Consider the following 18,499-nt stretch of genomic DNA (forward strand, 5'->3'; position numbering starts at 1 on the left):
GTTTAGCACGCTGCAGCCAAGCTGCAATTGCGACTAAGGAATAGGCTGAACAACCGGCTGGGCGACATAGGGCACGCCGCTTTCGGTCTTCTCGCTATTCTTGTCGCGCTTCTTCTTTTTCGGCTCTTCCTGCTTGCCGTCGTCGGCCAGCTTGCCTTCGGCTTCCAGCTTCTCCTTGCGCGCCTGGACCACATGCGGCGGAGCAGGCGATGCGGGGTACTTGCAGCCGCGCGCCTCGCCGACGCCCTTGAGGAAGCCGCGACGGGTCAGGCCGGCCTGGATAGCGGCGTTGATTTCGCGGTCCTTGTCGTTGGCTCCGGAGACTTCGCGGATCAGGCCGCGGAAGGGAATGAAGGAAGTGACCAGCCACTTGGCCACGCGCCCGCCACTGATGCGGTCACGCTCTTCCTGCGGCAGGTCGATGTCGGGGCCGAGCACTTCGTCGAGATCGGTGATCGCGGCGGAGAGCTGGCTGCACTTGCCAAGGCCGCTCAGTGAATAGGGTTCGGCTACGGCTGCGTTGAGGACGGGGGGAATTTCGTCGTCGCGGCCGACGTTGAGATCGGTCATCGGCGTCCGGGCGACATCTTCGACGTCAGGATCCTGATTGTTCATCAGCTTGCCTTGCTGCCGGGCAGCAGCCGGCATGGCGACAAGCGAGGCCGTGATAGCGGCACTCAACAACACACGGCGCATCCTATTGTCCTCCTGTTCGGCCCGGATCAGTCGGGGGATGAGACCCGGGGCCGCAAGCCGTAATCAGCTCATATCGCTAAACGTATCGCAGGCGTCCTCGTTCCCTGTGTCGAGCCCGCGTTTGAGCCACTTCATGCGTTGCGCGCTCGATCCGTGGGTGAAGCTCTCCGGGCTTACCCGCTGGCCTGCGTTGCGCATCAGCGTATCGTCGCCGATGGCGCTCGCCGCGGTCAGGCCTTCTTCGAGGTCACCCGGCTCGATCAGGTCCTTGTGCTTGCCGGCCCAGACCCCGGCATAGCAGTCCGCCTGCAGCTCCATTCGGACCTGAAGCGCGTTTGACTGCGAGGGATTGCGCTGCTGCGCCTCGCGCACCTGCCGGTTGGTGCCGAGCAGGTACTGGATATGATGGCCGTACTCGTGCGCGATGACATAGTAACGGGCAAAGTCGCCGCCCGCGCCGAGCTGACGCTTCAGTTGGTCGTAGAAGCTGGTGTCGATGTAGATGCCCTGATCAGCCGGGCAGTAGAAGGGCCCCATGGCGCTTTGTGCGGCGCCGCAGCCCGACCGGTCGGTGCCGTTGTAGAAGCGCAGCATCGGTTGCTCGAAGCGGATGTCCGCCTGCCGGAAGAGCGGTTCCCAGGTGCTGTTGAGCGAGTCCAGCGCATTGCAGGATTCCAGCGAATAGGCATTGGCCGTGCAGACCTGTGCCGAGTCGTTCGAGGCGCCCTGCTGCATGGGTGCGCTTTGCGGCACCTGCTGCTGCACGCTTTCAATGGTGCCGAGCATCTGACCCGGATCGACGCCGAAGACCACCGCGCCGATCAGCACGATCGCCAGCGTGCCGCATCCCAGCTTTCCGCCGCCTCCGCCGGGAAAGCGCCCACCTCCGCCGCCGCCCCGGCTTACGCGAATGTTGCCGGGATCGAATCGCTTCAAGCGCATCTGTGCAGCGTCCTTCTTGGGATAGGGGCGGGCGTTATGGCCCATCTCATGGCGAAGCGGCAATCGTTTCGCGCGAAGGACGGTTGGCGCTGCGCAGCGGGTAGTAGTATCGGGCGCCGCCTCGTGCTGCAGGGATACCACAACACCCTTCGAAGCGTGCAGGCGTTGCAATTTTCTCACCCGCTGGGCGAATTCGTCGTATAGACTGTTCCTGATGATTCCGGGATTGGTGGAACGGTTGGCGAAAGTGGCGGGGCTGGCGTCTCTGGGCGTGATGCTTCTTGCCGTGTCCGTGCAGGCCCGGCCCAGCCGTGCCGATCGCGAACTGGAAGCGCGCCTGCGTTCCCACATCGAAACGCTTGCCAGCGACGACTTCGACGGCCGTGAACCGGGTACCGAGGGCGAGGCCAAGACCCTGCGCTATCTTGGACGGCAATGGTACGACATCGGCCTCGTTTCGGGCACGAACGATCCCGGCAACCAGTGGTTCGCGCCCGTCACGCTGGTTGCGCGCGAGCCTGCGGCCTCCAGCGCGCAGTTCATGCGCAAGGGCTATCGCACGCCGATTTCGCCGGACGATGTGCTCGTGCTGACCTCGGGCAAGCGCAGCCTCGTGCGGAATGCCCCGCTGCTGTTCGTGGGCAAGGCGCGGGGCCTCGATTTTACCCGCAATGAACTGGCCGGACGCGTGGCGGTGGTACTCGATGGCGATACGCCAGACAGCCAGCGGCAGAACGAGCTTCTGGCGCTGGGGGCCTCAGCAGTGCTTACCGTGCTGGATGGCGACCGCACGATCGACTCGGTGGTCGCGCGCCGGCAGCGCTCGGGATATGCGCTGGCCGACGATTCACTGGGCGGCGATCTGGAGGCCTTCATCAGCCGCCATTCGATGGCGACCCTGCTGCAGGGCACGGCGCACACGCTCACCGCGCTTGAGGAAGCGGCGGCCAACCCGGATTTCTCGCCGATCACGCTGGATGTCACAGCGTCTCTGGAGGCGACAACGCGCGAAACCACTATCCATACGCACAATCTGATCGCGAGGCTCCCCGGTAAGCACCCGGAGGAGGGGGCGGTACTTTTCGTGGCGCACTGGGACCATTTCGGCGAGTGCGGCGAGTCCACGGCAGAGGACCGCATCTGCAATGGCGCGATCGACAACGCCAGCGGCGTGGCCGCGCTGACCGAAGTTGCGCGCCGGCTTGCCAAGGGGCCGCAACTGGACCGCGACATCTATTTTCTGGCGACGACTGCCGAGGAACTCGGCCTGCTCGGCGCGCATGCCTTTGCCGAGAACCCGCCGTTGCCGCTCGAGCGCATCGTGGCGGCTTTCAACATCGATTCCGATGCCATCGCGCCCAGCGGCACGCCTTTCGCCATTGTCGGGCGCGGCATGACCGGACTCGATGCCGAAATCGAGAAAGTCGCCAAGGCCGAGCGCTTCAAGATCACCAAGAGCGACGAGGCCAACGAGTACGTGCGCCGGCAGGATGGCTGGGCCTTGCTGCAGCATGATATTCCGACGGTGATGGTGACGACCGCCTATGGCGATATCGATCGCATGCGCGCCTTCTACGACAGCGATTACCACCGGCCGAGCGACGATCTGGAGCACCTCAGCCGTCCGCTGGAGCTTGGCGGCGAGCTCGATGACGTGAAGATGCTGACCGCTCTCGGGCGATGGTTTGCCGATCCAAAAAAGGTCCCGACGGACATCGTGCAGTAGGCAGCGCGAAAGATACCGTGGCTTAGGCAAACTCCCCCCTAGCCCAATCCCCTCGGCTTGATTACATGGGCCGCCACGATTCTCCCCGCAAAGGCATTGGTGGCAAACATGGATATCCAGCTCGGACTTACATTTGACGACGTATTGCTGCGTCCCGCGAAGTCCGAAATCGTGCCCACCCAAGCCGATACGCGCACCCGCCTGACCCGCGAGATCGGGCTCAACGTTCCCGTCATCTCCTCGGCCATGGATACCGTGACCGAGGCCGACATGGCGATCGTCATGGCGCAGATGGGCGGCATCGGCGTGCTCCACCGCAATCTCACCATCGAGGAACAGTGCGCGGCGGTGCGGGCCGTGAAGCGCTATGAAAGCGGCATGGTCGTCAATCCGATCACAATCGCGCCCGACGCCACGCTGGGCGATGCGCAGGCGCTGATGACGGCGAACCGGATCAGCGGTATTCCCGTGGTGGAGGCCTCGGGCAAGCTGGTCGGCATTCTCACCAACCGCGACGTGCGCTTTGCCGACAATCCCAAGCAGCCGGTCTGCGAACTGATGACGCGCGAGAACCTCGCGACCGTCGGGTTGGGAGTGACGCAGGAAGAGGCGCGCCGCCTGCTGCACCAGCGCCGCATCGAAAAGCTGCTGGTGGTGGATGACGCCTTCCACTGCGTCGGCCTCATCACGGTGAAGGACATCGAGAAGGCCGTGACCTACCCCGATGCGACCAAGGATGGCGCCGGCCGCCTGCGCGTTGCCGCTGCGACCACGGTGGGCGACAAGGGGTTCGAGCGCACCGAAGCGCTGCTCGCCGCCGAGTGCGACGTCGTCGTCATCGACACCGCGCATGGCCACAACAAGGACGTGGCGCTGGCTGTGGAGCGCGTGAAGAAGCTCTCCAATTCGGCGCAGGTGATTGCCGGCAACGTCGCGACCGGCGCCGCTGCGCGCGCGCTGATCGATGCCGGTGCGGACTGCGTGAAAGTGGGCATCGGTCCGGGCTCTATCTGCACCACGCGCATCGTTGCCGGTGTCGGCGTGCCGCAGCTCACCGCGATCATGGAAGCCGCCGAAGAGGCCGACAAATCGGGTGTGCCGATCATCGGTGACGGCGGCCTGCGCACCTCTGGCGATGCCGCCAAGGCACTTGCCGCCGGCGCCTCGACGATCATGGTCGGCTCGATGCTGGCGGGTACCGAAGAAGCGCCCGGCGAAACGTTCCTGTATCAGGGCCGCGCCTACAAGTCGTACCGCGGCATGGGTTCGGTCGGCGCCATGGGCCGCGGCTCGGCGGACCGCTATTTCCAGGGCGACATCAAGGACCAGATGAAGCTGGTGCCTGAAGGCATCGAGGGGCAGGTCGCCTACAAGGGCCCGGCCAAGGACGTGATCCACCAGCTCGTCGGCGGCATCAAGGCGGCAATGGGCTATACGGGCTCGGCCACGATCGAGGACCTGCGCAAGAATTCGCAGTTCATCCGCATCACCAATGCCGGCCTCAGCGAAAGCCATGTCCACGACGTGGCCATCACCCGCGAGGCGCCGAACTATCCCTCGCGGTAAAGTGACGGCAAGGCGCTACTCTCCCCTCCCGCAGGCGGGAGGGGCAGCGAGACTAGGTCTTGCTGTGCAAGGCCTAGTCGCAGCCGGGTGGGCATCCCGGCACGATCGTTCTGGCAAGCCCACCCCCGCCCCCTCCCACAGGCGGGAGGGGAGAAAATGACGCCCGCCGCCCGCGTTCAGGCTGCCATCGAGGTGCTCGATCTCGTGATCGAGGCGGCGCGCAGTAATGGCGCGCCTGCCGATCGACTGATTGCCGACTGGTTCCGCCCGCGCCGCTTCGCCGGCAGCGGAGACCGGCGTGCCGTGCGCGAACTCGCCTATCGCGCCATCCGCATCTGCAGCGAGATCCCGGAGAACGGCCGGGCGGCGATGCTGCAGGTCGCCGCCCAGGATGAGCAGGTGGCCGCGCTGTTCGACGGATCGCGCCACGCACCTGAGCCGATCGAGGCGGGCGAACCAGTGGCGCAGTCCGGGATAGCGCCGCGCTGGTTGATGGAGCGGCTGGCGGCCAGTGGCGTCGCGGAAACTGAGGCCGCGGCCTTGCTCGACCGCGCCCCGCTCGACATCCGCGTCAACACGCTGCGGGCAGGGCGGCTATCGCTTCCCGAAGGCGCCGAACGCACCGTGGCTGCCAACGGCTGGCGCTATCCGCCAGAGACAAGGATCGAGCAGAGCGATGCCTACAAGTCCGGCGCGATCGAGGTGCAGGACACCGGCTCGCAGCTCACGTGCGAAGCGGTGGCCGCTGTTCCCGGCGAGACCGTGATCGACTTGTGCGCCGGGGCAGGAGGCAAGACGCTTGCTCTGGCCGCCGCCATGGAAAACACCGGCTCGCTGATCGCCTGCGATACCGACCGGCCGCGTCTCTCGCGGCTGGCACCGCGTGCCGAGCGCGCCGGTGCAAGCTGCATCGAGACGATCCTGCTCAATCCGGGCCGCGAGATGGAGGCGCTGGAGCGCTTTACGGGCAAGGCCGATGCGGTTCTGGTCGATGCGCCCTGTTCGGGCACGGGCACCTGGCGGCGCAATCCCGAAGCGCGCTGGCGGCTGACCGAGCGCCAACTCGCCCGCTATGTCGAGACGCAGGCGCGGCTGCTCGATATCGCTGCCGATCTGGTGCGGCCGGGCGGACGGCTCGTGTTCGTGACCTGCTCCCTGCTCGATGAGGAAGGTGCATCGCAGGCCGAGGGTTTCCTCGCCCGCCACGCTGATTGGCAGGGGCAGGCGCCCACGCTTGCCGCCGGCACACCGAGAGGCGTCGGGCTGCGATTGTCGCCGCATTGTGACGGAACCGACGGGTTTTTCGTCGCACGTTTCGCTTTGCTGTGATAGCGTCGCGGCCATGATGAGGACGAAACCCTCGGTCAAGGACTTGCTGATGCGTTACACGCCTGTTGCCGTTGCTCTTTCCCTGATTGCCGCCGTTTCTTCCAGCGTTTCCTATTCAGAACCGACCCGCGAACTCGATCCGCGGGCGCAGATGCTCTTGAGCGAAGGACGCGCGGCAGTTGCGGGTGGCGACTACAATTCCGCGGTCGATGCCTTCGAATCCGCGCTGACGGTCGAGCCGGGCAGCACCAGGGTTCTGCTTGCGCTGGCCGACGCCACCCGGCGCGAAGGCCTGCAGGGCAAGGCACTGCACTACTACCGAGTCGCACTGACCGACGACCCGCGCAATCTGGCTGCGCTCGCCGGCGAAGGCATGGCGCTTGCCGAAAAGGGCGCGACCGAAAAGGCCAGCCGTAATCTCGCGCGCCTGCAGACGCTGTGCGGCAACGACTGCAGCGAGACGAAGTCCCTAGCAGCCGCCATCGCCAAGGGGCCCTCGCAACAGCGCGTGGTCACGGCGGAGGCTGTGACGCCGAAGCCGGTGGTTAGCGAGAACTGAGGGGTGGTCGTTTGACAGTTTTGGCGGATTGGCTCTGCGAAGCAGTCATATCCCGCCCGTCGGAGCAGGCCTGAAAGCGGTCGTTGACCTGCTTCACGAACAGCCCGCATTGCCTCTATCGCAAGAAAAGCTAGGATCTGCGACATGCAAGATCGTCAGGACTACTTCGCTTACTGTGTTCAACTGTTTGGGGGTACCACAGCGTTTTCGCGGCGCCTCAGGATAGATGAGCGAGCTATTCGGCGGTTTATCAATGGTGAGCGCCCCATCAGCGACGGCCTGCTTCTGGATACCGCGAACGCATTGAGCGAACTCGCCGCTGAAGCCGGCGCGGCCGCAGAAACAATCTCTGCCGGTCTGACTTCTGAAACAAGTGATCCGTGATCGACTCAGTTCGAACAGCCCTTTGCACCTGATGAGGGGCGAGTTGGGCTTGGGTACCTACTCTCTGGGCGCGCTGTTTCTCATTTCCGCATAGGCCTTCTCTCGTTCGTCGGGCATCAAAGACAGAAGGTAGCGGCTGGCGTCTTTGTAGGTCAGAAGCGGCTGCCCATCGATGATGATGGGGGTCGTGCGGCCGTTGTAAATCCTACGCAGCAACCGCCGCTGCGATCTGCCTAGAGACTGATCGCAGTCTTCCGTGATGGTGGGTTCATCTCCCGGAGAATGTCCGTTCGCCTCTGTCATTGCGGAGCCCGCTACCCGGTCAGATCAGCTCGCGGAATTCCTCCAGCACCGTGCGGTAGACGCGCTTCTTGAACGGCACGATCAGGTCCGGCAGCAACTCCGCCTCGATCCACTTCCATTCACAGAACTCCGGCGGGTTGTGCGCCTTGAGGTTGATGTCCGCATCGGCGCCTTCGAAGCGGCCGAGGAACCAGTGCTGGCGCTGGCCGCGGTATTTTCCGCCCCACAGCTTGCCCAGCAGCTCTTCGGGCAGGTCGTACAGAACCTCTTCACGCGTGCGGGAGAGGAACGTGACGTGCTTCTCGGTCACTCCGGTCTCTTCCCATAGCTCGCGGTGGGCTGCGTCCTTGAGGTCTTCGCCGTCGTCGACGCCGCCTTGCGGCATCTGCCACCAGTCTCCCTCGCGGTTGTCGATTCGCTTGCCGACGAAGACCTTGCCGTGGGAATTCACGAGCATCACGCCCACGCAGGGACGATAAGGCAGGTTGGAAAAATCTTTCATCTGGAAAAGGAAATCCTGAACGTGATCGGGGATGTATTGTTGGATATTCGCAATATCGTACGAACGTTCGGCATAGCGATGACTGCTTTGCGCTGCATGAAAACGAGAATGGCCCAAGCCTCCACTCTTGACTAGGTGGTTTTATGGTTCTCAAGGCGGAATGACAGGATTGTTCCCCTGAGAGTTTTTCTAAGTTGCGTCGCGGCGCCTGCACCCGCAGTGGGGACAAGACAGCAATATCGGCACATGGCCGAAGAGGATTACAATGGCGACAATCTCAGCCGAGCACGAAACCGACGCTTCCGTACAGGACACTGCGCCCGAGGCGGTGGTCGTGCGCTTTGCGGGCGACTCCGGCGATGGCATGCAGCTCACGGGTGGCCAGTTCACCCTGTCGACCGCGCTGGCCGGCAACGACCTGGCGACCTTCCCGGACTTCCCCGCCGAAATCCGCGCGCCGCAGGGCACGCTGTTCGGCGTTTCGGCCTTCCAGATCAATTTCGGCTCGCAGGAGATCACCACCGCGGGTGACGCGCCGGACGTGCTGGTGGCAATGAACCCGGCCGCGCTCAAGGTGAACGTGCAGGCGCTCAAACCCGGCGGTCTGGTGATTGTCGACACTGGCGAGTTCTCCAAGCGTAACCTGGAAAAGGCGAAGTACGAGAGCAACCCGATCGAGGACGACAGTCTTGCCAAGTGGGACGTGCTGGCCTTCGACATTTCCGCGCTGACGCTCGAAGCCGTGAAGCCGTTCGGCCTCGGCAACAAGGAAGCGCTGCGCTGCAAGAACATGTGGACGCTGGGCCTTGCCCTGTGGATGTTCGACCGTGATCGCCAGCCGCTGGTGGACTGGCTCAAGAACAAGTTTGCCAAGAACCCGGTTCTGGCCGACGCCAACATCGCCGCGCTCAACGCTGGCCATGCCTATGGCGAGACCGCCGAACTGGCCGGGCCGCTCAAGAAGCTGCACGTCGATCCGGTTCCGTCCGAAGCCGGTCTCTACCGCACGATCACCGGCGCGGAGGCCGTGTCGCTTGGCCTTGTGGCTGGCGCGCAGCTTGCCGATCTGCCGATGTTCTTCGGCGGCTATCCGATCACCCCGGCCTCGGCGATTCTTCACAACCTGGTGAAGATGAAGGAATTCGGCGTCACCACGTTCCAGGCGGAAGACGAGATCGCGGCGATCTGCGCCGCCATCGGTGCGTCCTATGCCGGCCAGCTCGGCGTCACCTCGTCCTCCGGCCCGGGCATCGCTCTCAAGGGTGAGGCGATGGGTCTTGCCATCATGACCGAGCTGCCGCTGGTCATCGTCAACTCGCAGCGCGGCGGTCCCTCGACCGGCCTGCCGACCAAGACCGAGCAGTCTGACCTCTATCAGGCGGTCTATGGCCGCAACGGTGATGCCTCGCTGCCGGTTGTCGCCGCGCGTTCGCCGGGTGACGCCTTCGAATGTGCCATCGAAGCGTGCCGCATCGCGGTGCAGTTCATGACCCCGGTCATGTTGCTCACCGACGGTTATATCGGCAATGCCTCCGAACCGTGGAAGGTGCCCGATCCGGCTTCGTTCGAGCCGTTCCCGGTCTCGTTCCTGGAAAAGAACAACAACCCCGGCGGCAATGTGCTGCCCTTCAAGCGTGACGCGCGCGGTGTGCGTCCGTGGATCAAGCCCGGCACCGAAGGCCTGATGCACCGCATCGGCGGCATCGAGAAGGGCATCGATACGGGCAACATCGACTACGCACCGCAGGTTCACCAGGCGCAGACCGACGCCCGCAAGGCCAAGGTCGATGGCGTCGCCGCCGCGATCCCGCCGCAGGACGTGTGCCTGGGCGAAGAGAGCGGTAAGCTCGCCGTCGTCGGCTGGGGCTCGACCTTCGGGCCGATCCACCAGGCCGTGCGCCGCGCCCGCCGCAAGGGCATGGACGTTTCGCACATCCACGTCCGCCACGTCTGGCCGCTACCCGCCAATCTGGGCGATCTGCTCAAGGGCTTCGACCGTGTGCTCGTGCCCGAGATGAACACCGGCCAGTTCAAGACGGTGCTGCGCGACCAGTTCCTTGTCGACGCGACGCCGCTCAGTAAGACCAGCGGCCAGCCCTTCGCGATTGCCGAGATCGAGGAGGCCATCGCCACTTATTTCGACGGCATTCCCGGCCACGCCGAAGGCGAAGTGCCCGTCAATGAAACCCAGCTCCCGAACCCGGAGGCTTGAGCCATGAATGACATGACCCCCATCGAAACCACGCTCAAGGACTGGGAATCGGACCAGGAAGTTCGCTGGTGCCCGGGCTGCGGCGACTACGCGATCCTCAAGGCCGTGCAGCGCACGCTGCCGATGATCGGCGCCGATCCCAAGAACACCGTGTTCGTCTCGGGCATCGGCTGCTCCAGCCGTTTCCCGTACTACGTCGAGAGCTACGGCTTCCACACGATCCACGGCCGCGCCCCGGCTTTCGCCACCGGCATCAAGCTCGCCAATCCCGACCTCGACGTCTGGCTGGTGACGGGCGACGGTGACGGCATGTCGATCGGCGGCAACCACACGATGCATGTGCTTCGCCGCAACGTGAACTGCCAGATCATGCTGTTCAACAACGAGATCTACGGCCTCACCAAGGGCCAGTATTCGCCGACCAGCCGCACCGGCACAAATTCGCCGACCAGCCCGGTGGGCTCGGTCGACCGGCCCGCGCTGCCTTGCGCCTTTGCGCTGGGTTCGGGCGCCCGCTTCATCGCGCGCGGCTACGACGTGTCGAAGGACCTGCCCGAGGTTCTCAAGGCGGCCCATGCCCACCAGGGCGCGGCCTTCATCGAGATCTTCCAGAACTGCATCGTCTACAACAAGGATCGTTTCGACGACTTCACGCAGAAGAAGGTCGCCGCCGATACGCAGGTCTGGTGCAACGACGGGGAGCCGCTGCTCTTCGTCAAGGGCACCAAGGGCCTCGCGCTCGATCACGAGACGCTTTCGCTGAAGGTCGTCGATGTCGTCGATGGCGACTGGCAGGCAGCCGGCGTCATGGTGCACAACGTCAAGAATCGCGGCCTTGCCCACATGCTGGTGGAAATGCCGTTCGGCCCGTTCCCGATGGCGCTGGGCGTGATCTACGACGATCCGCGTCCGACCTTCGAAAGCGAAGTCGTGGCCGAGCGCGCGAAGCTGATCGACGGCAAGACCGCCGATCTCGGCAAACTGCTCGCCAAGGGCCAGACCTGGACTGTCGAAGAAAAGGACGCGGCCCACGGGCTGATGGACTGACCGCGAGTCTCCCCTGAGGGAAACGTTGCACAGGCACTCGTCATTGCGAGGCCATGGGCCGAAGCAATCCAGGGCGGTTTCGCGCCGGCTCTGGATTGCCGCGTAAGCTTCGCTTCCTCGCAATGACGACGATAATCGGTCCAGAGCTTGGATAATCTCACCCACAGTCTTGTCGGCTGGGCGCTTGCCGAAACCGGGCTGAAGCGCCGTACCCGCAAGGGGCTGGCCGCGTGCGTGCTCGCGGCCAATATGCCGGACATCGATGTATTCTTCGGCTGGGCGGCCTGGGCGCCGCTGGCCATGCACCGCGGGTTTACCCATGGGCTGGTGGGCGGTGTGCTGGTGATGCCGCTGCTGCTGGCCGCCGTGCTCTGGCTGCTCGACCGCTGGCAGGTCTCGCGCGGGACTGCCTTCAAGAGCGGTCTGCCGATGCACTTCGGCTGGCTGTCGGCGCTGTGCTATCTCGGCGCGATCACCCACCCGCTGCTCGATCTGCAGAATGTCTATGCGGTCGAGTTGTTCTCGCCTTTGACGCGCCGTTGGTTCCATACCGATGGCCTGTTCATTGTCTCGCCCTGGCTGCTGGCCATGCTCGCGGCGGGCATCGGTTTTTCTCGGGCCCGCTTCAAAGCGGGCAAGACGCGGGCAGGGGCGCCGGCGCTGCGGGCGCTTGCCGGTGTCGTCGGTTTCATTGCGATCAACATCGGCATTTCCGCGCTGGCCTGGAATGCACCGGCCAAAGGTGCGCCCTTCGCAAAGCCCGACCGCGTGTTCGCTGCGCCGGAGCCGCTGTTCTTCTGGCGGCGCGAGGTGATCTGGCACGAGAACGAGACGATTGCCCGTGGGAGCTATGATCCGCTGCACAGCCTGTTGACGCTGGTCGACCATGAACCGGCGCAGGCGGACAACATGACCGATCCGGTCGTTCAGCGTGCGGCCCATGCAACGCCGGAGATCGAAGAGTTTCTGGCGTGGTCGCAGATGCCCATGGCGAAAGTCGGGCGGGGAGAATGCTCGGCGCAGGTCGTGTTCGCGGATGCCCGTTTCAGCGACCCTCTCGTCGCCGATGGCTTTACCCGGACGGTGGATGTGCCGCTTCGTGCGGCGGGCTGTCCGGCTCGCTGATCTTTTCCGCGCGGTGGACGGCGGCGCGGGCCGGGCGATAGAGCAGGGCGCTGGCAAGGAAGGCCCAGCCGGCGCCGCCTAACCAGCCGGCAATGGCATCGCTTGGCCAGTGGACACCCAGCCAGACGCGGCTCCAGGCAATCGCCATGCTGGCCGCGACGGCCGTGCCGACGATCGTGTAGCGCACCGCTTCGCGCCGGCTTAAGGCGGCGAAAGCCAGGGCCATGGCAATGTAGACGACCGCCGAATTGAAACTGTGCCCGCTCGGAAAGCTGTCTCCGCCCGCTTCCATGAGGTGCGGCACGATTTCCGGCCGCGCCCGCCCGACAAGAGCCTTGAGCAGGCTGTTGACGATCCAGCCGCCGACGACGGTGAGCGCAAGAAGTGCAGCTTCGCGCCGCAGTTTCAGGAACAGCAGCGCCACGACCGCGCCGAGGGCGAAGAGGTTGCGCAGCAATACCCCGCCCAGCGCGGTAACGTCGCGCACCATCTCCAGCACCCGCGTCGAACCGGAAGGGCGCAGGTCGCTGTCGCGCCAGAACAGCAGCCCGGCCTTGTCGATGGTGGTGGTGTGTCCGGTGGTAACGGCCCACGCGACCGCCGCGAAGGCCAGCCAGCACAAGGCCGCGACGACGAGTGCCTTGCCCGGATCGATCCGGAAGCTCCGCGCGGGAAGCTGGACTGTTTCCGCATGAAGAACCATGGGTTAGGGAACGCGGTGTCTAAGGAGGCGTTCCGAAGTCATGAGTTCTCCCGTCATCGTCTGGTTGCGACGCGACCTGCGTCTCTCGGACCAGCCTGCCATTGCCGAGGCCGCTGGCAAAGGCCCGGTCATCCCGGTCTACATTCTCGATGATGAAACACTCAAGCATCGCGTGATGGGCGGCGCCTCGCGCTGGTGGCTGCATCACTCGCTGGCGAGCCTCGATGCGACCCTGCGCGAAAAGGGATCATGCCTGATCCTGCGGCGCGGCAAGTGTGAGGACGTGCTGCCTCGGCTCGTCGAGGAAACCGGGGCTTGCGAGGTTCATGCCTTGCGCCACTACGAGCCCTGGTGGCGCAATGCCGAGAAGGCTGTAGGCAAGGCCGTCACGCTTTGCCTGCACCATGGGAATTACCTCGCCCCGCCGGGATCGGTGACGACGGGCTCGGGCTCGCCCTACAAGATATACACGCCGTTCTGGCGTGCGCTCAACGAGCGGATGCCGCCGTCCGAACCGCAGCGCCGTCCGCAGAAGATGGAAGCGCCCGATAGCTGGCCAAAGTCCGACGATCTGGGCCACTGGAACCTCCTGCCGACCAAGCCCGACTGGGCGGGCGGGCTGCGCGACATGTGGGAGCCGGGCGAGGAGGGCGCGAAGAAGCGGCTGCGGACGTTCAAGGACGAGGCGGCGCGCTACGAAAGCCAGCGCAATCTTCCCGCGGTCGAGGGTACATCGATGCTTTCGCCGCATCTGCATTTCGGCGAGGTCTCGCCGTCGCAGGCCTGGCATGCCGTCAGCAGCAAGGGCGGTACGGTGTCGACCTTCCTCGGCGAACTGGGCTGGCGCGACTACGCGCAGAATGTGATCCTGCAGTTTCCGGACTACGGCAGCAAATCGGCGCGCGACAATTTCGAGTCGTTCCCCTGGCGTTCGGGCAAGGCGGCGCAGGACGATCTGAAGGCATGGCAGCAGGGCCGCACCGGCTACCCCATCGTCGATGCCGGGATGCGCCAGCTATGGCACACCGGCTGGATGCACAACCGCGTGCGCATGATCGCGGCGAGCTTTCTTATCAAGCACCTCTTGATCGACTGGCGCGAGGGCGAGCAGTGGTTCTGGGATACGCTGGTCGATGCCGACTACGCCTCCAATTCCGTGAACTGGCAGTGGACTGCCGGGTCGGGCGTCGATTCGAACATGTTCGTGCGGATCATGGCGCCGCTGACGCAGTCGGAGAAGTTCAACGCGGCGGCTTACATCCGCGAATGGGTGCCCGAACTGGCCAATCTGCCCGATGGCGAGATCCACGATCCCAGCCCGGTCTGCCGCCCCAAGGATTACCCTGACCGGCGGATCGAACATCGCGCGGCCCGCGAGCGTGCGCTGGCGGCATGGGACGAGGCAAAGGGCGAGTGAATCCATTGCCCGGCGGGTTTTTCCGGTTAATAACGCACACATGAACGCGCATCTGCCGGGAAGAGGAGAGGAACTCGTAGCCGGTGGCCGGGCCATCGGTGTCGGGCCGCAGTGGCTGGCCAAGCTCTGGGCCGGCGGCATTCACCGCATTCTCGACCGTATCGATGCAGGGCTCGTACGCGGCTCGATCCAGGCGACGCTGCCCGGCGGCATGACGCGCCTGCTGGGCGGGCGGGCGCCGGGGTTCGGCGCGATTGTCGAGGTGAAGTCGTGGCGCGCGCTGCTGCGGCTGGCGACCGCCGGCTCGGTGGGCTGGTATCAGGCGTGGGAGGCCGGTGAATGGGACAGTCCCGACCCGGTGCCGCTCTTCGCCCTGTTCATGGAAAATGCCGTCTCGCTCGGCGACGCTGCCCGCGCGCGCGGACCGTGGCGGCTGGCGACGCGTTTCGTGCACTGGCTGCACCGCAACACTCGCTCGGGCTCGCTGCGCAACATTCACGCGCACTACGATCTCGGCAACGATTTCTACCAGCAGTGGCTGGGCGAAACGATGATCTACTCCAGCGCGCTCTATTCCGCGATGGGCGGCGAGGGCCCCAATGCCCTGACCCAGTTCGTCACCGATCTGGATGCAGCGCAGTCGGCCAAGGTCGGGGCGATCGTCGAGAGGCTGGATCTGGAGCCCGGAAACTCCGTGCTGGAGATCGGCTGCGGCTGGGGCACACTGGCTGCTTTCGTGGCCGACAATGCCAAGGTCCATGTCGATGCGATCAGCCTTTCCGACGAGCAACTGGCCTTCGCGCGGGAGCGCTGGTCGCTCGGCGCAGGCAGCGTCGATTTCCGCAAGCAGGACTACCGTGACGTCGCCGGCGAATACGACGCGGTCATATCGGTGGAGATGGTCGAGGCGGTAGGGCGCCAGTTCTGGCCCGACTTTCTCGACAGCGTGGCGCGCAACCTCAAGCCCGGTGGTCGGGCGGCGATCCAGTACATCGCGATGCGCGAGGAGATCTTCGAAAGCTACGCGCGCAGCGCCGACTTCATCCAGACCTTCATCTTCCCCGGCGGCATGCTCATCAACGAGAGCGAATTCCGCCGTCTGGCCGAGGAACGCGGCCTGGCCTGGGAGCACCGCCACGGCTTCGGGCACGACTACGCGCGAACCTTGCGGCAGTGGCGGACCAATTTCGATGAGGCTGTGGAGGAAGGGCGCCTGCCCGCGGGCTTCGACGAGCGCTTCGTGCGGCTCTGGCGCTTCTACCTGATGTATTGCGAGGGCGGCTTCCTGGGTGGCGGCATCGACGTTGCGCAGGTGACGCTGGTGAAAGCAGGCTGACGCTGACTCAGTAGCCGTCGCCGCGCCAGCGCGTCATGATGTTGTCGAGCACGATAGGACTGAGCAGCCGCTCGAACGCGGCGCCGACAAGGCCGTTGTCCCACCATACCACCTTGGCCGGCAGCGACTCCATGTTCGGCAGGGTCAGCCAGCAATAGGTGCCCGGATGGATGCGCGACATCGCGGTGCAGGAGAAACCCGATAGCGACAGGTCGCGCACGGCCGTCTGGTACCCCTTGGAGCCCGAGGCGCGCAGAGTGGCGGGTATCGAAATCTTAACGCGCGGCGCACTACGGTCTTCCTGCGCTGCCGCTGCGTACTTTTCTTGTTCGGTGTGGACCATGCTGTCCTTGTCCCGTGCGACGATAGCCATGATGCAATTGGCCGAATATCGCAGAAAGGATGTCAGGCAGCAGTTACCAACGGTTTATTAAGACTGGTTAACAGCCTCGCGGTGCCCCGTTACAAATTGTTCACCGAGCAGGGCGGTCAGCCGTTCCGCGACGACTTCCGGTGGTTTCACAGAAGCGGGAGCCTCGCCCGGATAGGCGCGGGCGCGCATGTCGGTGCGGGTGGCGCCGGGATTGACGATGGCGACGCGAACCTTTGATACATTGGCGGTCTCTTGCGCATAGCAATCGAGCAGGACTTCGAAGGCGGCCTTGGTGGCGGCATAGGCGCCCCAGAACGCACGGGGCTTGGCCGCGACGGTGGAGGTCAAGCCGATGACGCGCGCATTCTCGCTCTTGCGCAGCAGCGGATCGAAATTGGCGATCAGCGCCTGCGTGGCGAGGACGTTGGTGGTCAGCGCCTTGTTGAACGCCTTCTGGTCGATGTCGGCGACCGAGGTCAGTTCGGGCAGGATCGCTGCGTTGATCACGAGCATGTCGAGCTTGCCCCAGCGCTGCGAAATCGCGGTGGCAAGGCGGGCGATGCCGTCCGGCTCGACCAGATCGACCGGCGCGATAGTCGCCGAGCCGCCAGCCGCGAAGATCTGCTCTTCGACCGTTTCGAGCGCTGCGGTGTTGCGTCCGGTCAGGACAACGTGCGCTCCGGCCGCGGCCAAGGCGAGCGCGGTTGCCGCGCCGATGCCCTTGCTGGAGCCGGTGACGAGGGCGACTTGCCCCTCGAATGCCTTTTCGCTCATGCCGTCACTCACGCCGCGTTGAGCTTGGTCAGCGAGCGTTCGGTGAAGTCGGTCAGCTTGGTCGGGTAGTCGCCCGAGAAGCAGGCGTCGCAGAACTGCGGGCACTTGCTGTTGCGCTCGGTTTCGCCAACGGCGCGGTAGAGACCGTCGATCGAGACGAAGGCCAGACTGTCGGCTTCGATGAAGTCGGCCATGGCCTGCGTGTCCATCGTCGCGGCGAGCAGCTTGGAACGCTCGGGCGTGTCGACGCCGTAGAAGCAGGAATGCTCGGTCGGCGGGCTGGCGATGCGCATGTGCACTTCGGCGGCACCGGCATCGCGCATCATCTCGACGATCTTCTTCGAGGTCGTTCCGCGCACGATCGAATCGTCGATGAGGATGATGCGCTTGCCTTCCACCACGGCGCGGTTGGCGTTGTGCTTGCGCTTCACGTCGTTGTGACGCTTCTGTTCACCGGGCTGGATGAAGGTGCGGCCCACATAGTGCGAGCGGATGATGCCCAGTTCGAAGGGGATGCCCGATTCCTGCGCATAGCCGATCGCGGCCGGTACGCCGCTGTCCGGAACCGGGATCACCACGTCGGCATCGGCGAAGGCTTCCTTTGCCAGCTCGACGCCGATCTGCTTGCGCACGGTATAGACCGAGCGACCGTCCATCACCGAGTCGGGGCGGCTGAAATAGACGTGCTCGAAGATGCAGGGGCGCGAAGCCGGCGTACCGAACGGCCGGTGGCTCGAAATCGTGCCCTTGTGATCGACCTGGACCAGTTCGCCGGGCTCTACCGCGCGGGTGAACTCGGCGCCGATCACGTCGAGCGCCACGGTTTCGGATGCGAACACGGTAGCATCGCCCAGACGGCCCATCACCAGCGGGCGGATGCCCAGCGGGTCGCGGCAGGCGATCATGCCTTCGCTGGTCATGCAGATCAGCGAATAGGCGCCCTCGACCATTCGCAGCGCATCGATGAAGCGGTCGAGCAGGGTCGGATAGCGACTCGTCGCGACGAGGTGGATGATCACCTCGGTGTCCGAGGTCGACTGGAAGATCGAGCCCTTCGAGACGAGATCGCGCTTGAGCGCCATCGCGTTCGAGATGTTGCCGTTATGCGCGATAGCGAAGCCGCCCGCCGCGAGATCGGCGAACAGCGGCTGCACGTTGCGCAGGCCGGAACCGCCGGTGGTGGAATAGCGCACATGGCCCGAGGCCATCGTGCCGGGCAGGGCATCCAGTTCCGTCTGCGAGAACACTTGCGCCACGTGGCCGATGCCACGGTGCGAGTGGAACTCGCGTCCGGAAAAGCTGGTGATGCCCACCGCCTCCTGTCCGCGGTGCTGCAGGGAATGGAGTCCGGCTGCAGCGACATTGGCCGCATCGCTTGCTCCGATTACGCCGAAAACACCGCACTCTTCGCGCAGTTTGTCCCCGTCGGCATCACGAAAGGGATGAGTAAGGTTCATGAATTGGTCCGGCCCGCTGGCGCCTCAAAACGCCCGCGCATTTGGAAG

At 64.8% G+C, this 18,499-nt stretch carries 17 protein-coding genes; 10 read left to right on the forward strand and 7 right to left on the reverse strand.

The features are described 5' to 3' along the window. Positions 1 to 33 precede the first annotated feature (33 nt). Positions 34 to 696, reverse strand: a complete 663-nt coding sequence (locus IEX64_RS07405) for a hypothetical protein (protein WP_188819021.1) — start codon at positions 694 to 696, stop codon at positions 34 to 36. A gap of 63 nt (positions 697 to 759) precedes the next feature. Then, positions 760 to 1,638, reverse strand: a complete 879-nt coding sequence (gene ypfJ / locus IEX64_RS07410; protein ID WP_188819022.1) for a KPN_02809 family neutral zinc metallopeptidase — start codon at positions 1,636 to 1,638, stop codon at positions 760 to 762. Positions 1,639 to 1,912: 274 nt separating this feature from the next. Between ypfJ and IEX64_RS07415 the strand changes: the two genes are divergently transcribed. The 5 genes from IEX64_RS07415 to IEX64_RS07435 all read left to right on the forward strand — a co-directional run bounded on the left by IEX64_RS07415 (position 1,913) and on the right by IEX64_RS07435 (position 7,202). Beyond that, positions 1,913 to 3,364: a M28 family metallopeptidase gene (locus tag IEX64_RS07415; RefSeq protein ID WP_373290133.1), complete on the forward strand. Its 1,452-nt coding sequence runs from the start codon at positions 1,913 to 1,915 to the stop codon at positions 3,362 to 3,364. Between the two features lie 108 nt (positions 3,365 to 3,472). Then, positions 3,473 to 4,930: an IMP dehydrogenase gene (guaB, locus tag IEX64_RS07420; protein WP_188819024.1), complete on the forward strand. Its 1,458-nt coding sequence runs from the start codon at positions 3,473 to 3,475 to the stop codon at positions 4,928 to 4,930. A gap of 156 nt (positions 4,931 to 5,086) precedes the next feature. Then, the gene (locus IEX64_RS07425; protein ID WP_188819025.1) at positions 5,087 to 6,259 is read left to right on the forward strand and encodes an RsmB/NOP family class I SAM-dependent RNA methyltransferase; all 1,173 of its coding nucleotides are present in this window, start codon (positions 5,087 to 5,089) and stop codon (positions 6,257 to 6,259) included. Between the two features lie 13 nt (positions 6,260 to 6,272). After that, on the forward strand, positions 6,273 to 6,818 hold the full coding sequence (locus tag IEX64_RS07430; protein ID WP_188819026.1) for a tetratricopeptide repeat protein: 546 nt from the start codon (positions 6,273 to 6,275) through the stop codon (positions 6,816 to 6,818). 144 nt (positions 6,819 to 6,962) lie between these two features. After that, entirely contained in the window at positions 6,963 to 7,202 is a 240-nt protein-coding gene (locus IEX64_RS07435; RefSeq protein ID WP_188819027.1) for a hypothetical protein, read from the forward strand. Positions 7,203 to 7,524: 322 nt separating this feature from the next. Here IEX64_RS07435 and IEX64_RS07440 read toward each other — a convergent pair whose 3' ends face one another. Beyond that, positions 7,525 to 8,007, reverse strand: a complete 483-nt coding sequence (locus IEX64_RS07440; protein ID WP_188819028.1) for an RNA pyrophosphohydrolase — start codon at positions 8,005 to 8,007, stop codon at positions 7,525 to 7,527. A 265-nt stretch (positions 8,008 to 8,272) separates the two neighbouring features. On the opposite strand from IEX64_RS07440, the gene IEX64_RS07445 reads away from it, so the two are divergent. The 3 genes from IEX64_RS07445 (at position 8,273) to IEX64_RS07455 (ending at position 12,391) form a co-directional block, all read left to right on the forward strand. After that, positions 8,273 to 10,219, forward strand: a complete 1,947-nt coding sequence (locus tag IEX64_RS07445) for a 2-oxoacid:acceptor oxidoreductase subunit alpha (protein ID WP_188819029.1) — start codon at positions 8,273 to 8,275, stop codon at positions 10,217 to 10,219. A 3-nt stretch (positions 10,220 to 10,222) separates the two neighbouring features. Then, positions 10,223 to 11,266 carry a 2-oxoacid:ferredoxin oxidoreductase subunit beta gene (locus IEX64_RS07450; RefSeq protein WP_188819030.1) on the forward strand — a complete coding sequence of 348 codons (1,044 nt, stop codon included), beginning with the start codon at positions 10,223 to 10,225 and terminating at the stop codon, positions 11,264 to 11,266. A gap of 147 nt (positions 11,267 to 11,413) precedes the next feature. Next, complete coding sequence (locus IEX64_RS07455; protein ID WP_188819031.1) at positions 11,414 to 12,391, forward strand: metal-dependent hydrolase; 978 nt, start codon at positions 11,414 to 11,416, stop codon at positions 12,389 to 12,391. Here IEX64_RS07455 and IEX64_RS07460 read toward each other — a convergent pair. After that, complete coding sequence (locus IEX64_RS07460; RefSeq protein WP_188819032.1) at positions 12,339 to 13,094, reverse strand: phosphatase PAP2 family protein; 756 nt, start codon at positions 13,092 to 13,094, stop codon at positions 12,339 to 12,341. The genes IEX64_RS07455 and IEX64_RS07460 overlap by 53 nt on opposite strands. A gap of 40 nt (positions 13,095 to 13,134) precedes the next feature. Here IEX64_RS07460 and IEX64_RS07465 point away from each other — a divergent pair, with 40 nt between their 5' ends. Both IEX64_RS07465 and IEX64_RS07470 read left to right on the forward strand, forming a co-directional pair. Then, a complete protein-coding gene (locus IEX64_RS07465) occupies positions 13,135 to 14,511 on the forward strand; it encodes a cryptochrome/photolyase family protein (RefSeq protein WP_188819033.1) in 1,377 nt (458 codons plus the stop codon). A gap of 40 nt (positions 14,512 to 14,551) precedes the next feature. Then, positions 14,552 to 15,847: an SAM-dependent methyltransferase gene (locus IEX64_RS07470; RefSeq protein ID WP_188819034.1), complete on the forward strand. Its 1,296-nt coding sequence runs from the start codon at positions 14,552 to 14,554 to the stop codon at positions 15,845 to 15,847. Between the two features lie 7 nt (positions 15,848 to 15,854). Here IEX64_RS07470 and IEX64_RS07475 read toward each other — a convergent pair whose 3' ends face one another. The 3 genes from IEX64_RS07475 to purF all read right to left on the reverse strand — a co-directional run bounded on the left by IEX64_RS07475 (position 15,855) and on the right by purF (position 18,451). Then, positions 15,855 to 16,190 (reverse strand): PilZ domain-containing protein, encoded by a 336-nt coding sequence (locus tag IEX64_RS07475; protein WP_188819200.1) that lies wholly within the window; start codon positions 16,188 to 16,190, stop codon positions 15,855 to 15,857. 87 nt (positions 16,191 to 16,277) lie between these two features. Next, positions 16,278 to 16,994: an SDR family NAD(P)-dependent oxidoreductase gene (locus tag IEX64_RS07480; protein ID WP_188819035.1), complete on the reverse strand. Its 717-nt coding sequence runs from the start codon at positions 16,992 to 16,994 to the stop codon at positions 16,278 to 16,280. 8 nt (positions 16,995 to 17,002) lie between these two features. Beyond that, on the reverse strand, positions 17,003 to 18,451 hold the full coding sequence (gene purF / locus IEX64_RS07485) for an amidophosphoribosyltransferase (RefSeq protein WP_188819036.1): 1,449 nt from the start codon (positions 18,449 to 18,451) through the stop codon (positions 17,003 to 17,005). Between the last annotated feature and the right edge of the window lie 48 nt (positions 18,452 to 18,499).

The sequence above is a fragment of the Novosphingobium indicum genome, assembly GCF_014645195.1.
Lineage (GTDB): Bacteria > Pseudomonadota > Alphaproteobacteria > Sphingomonadales > Sphingomonadaceae > Novosphingobium > Novosphingobium indicum.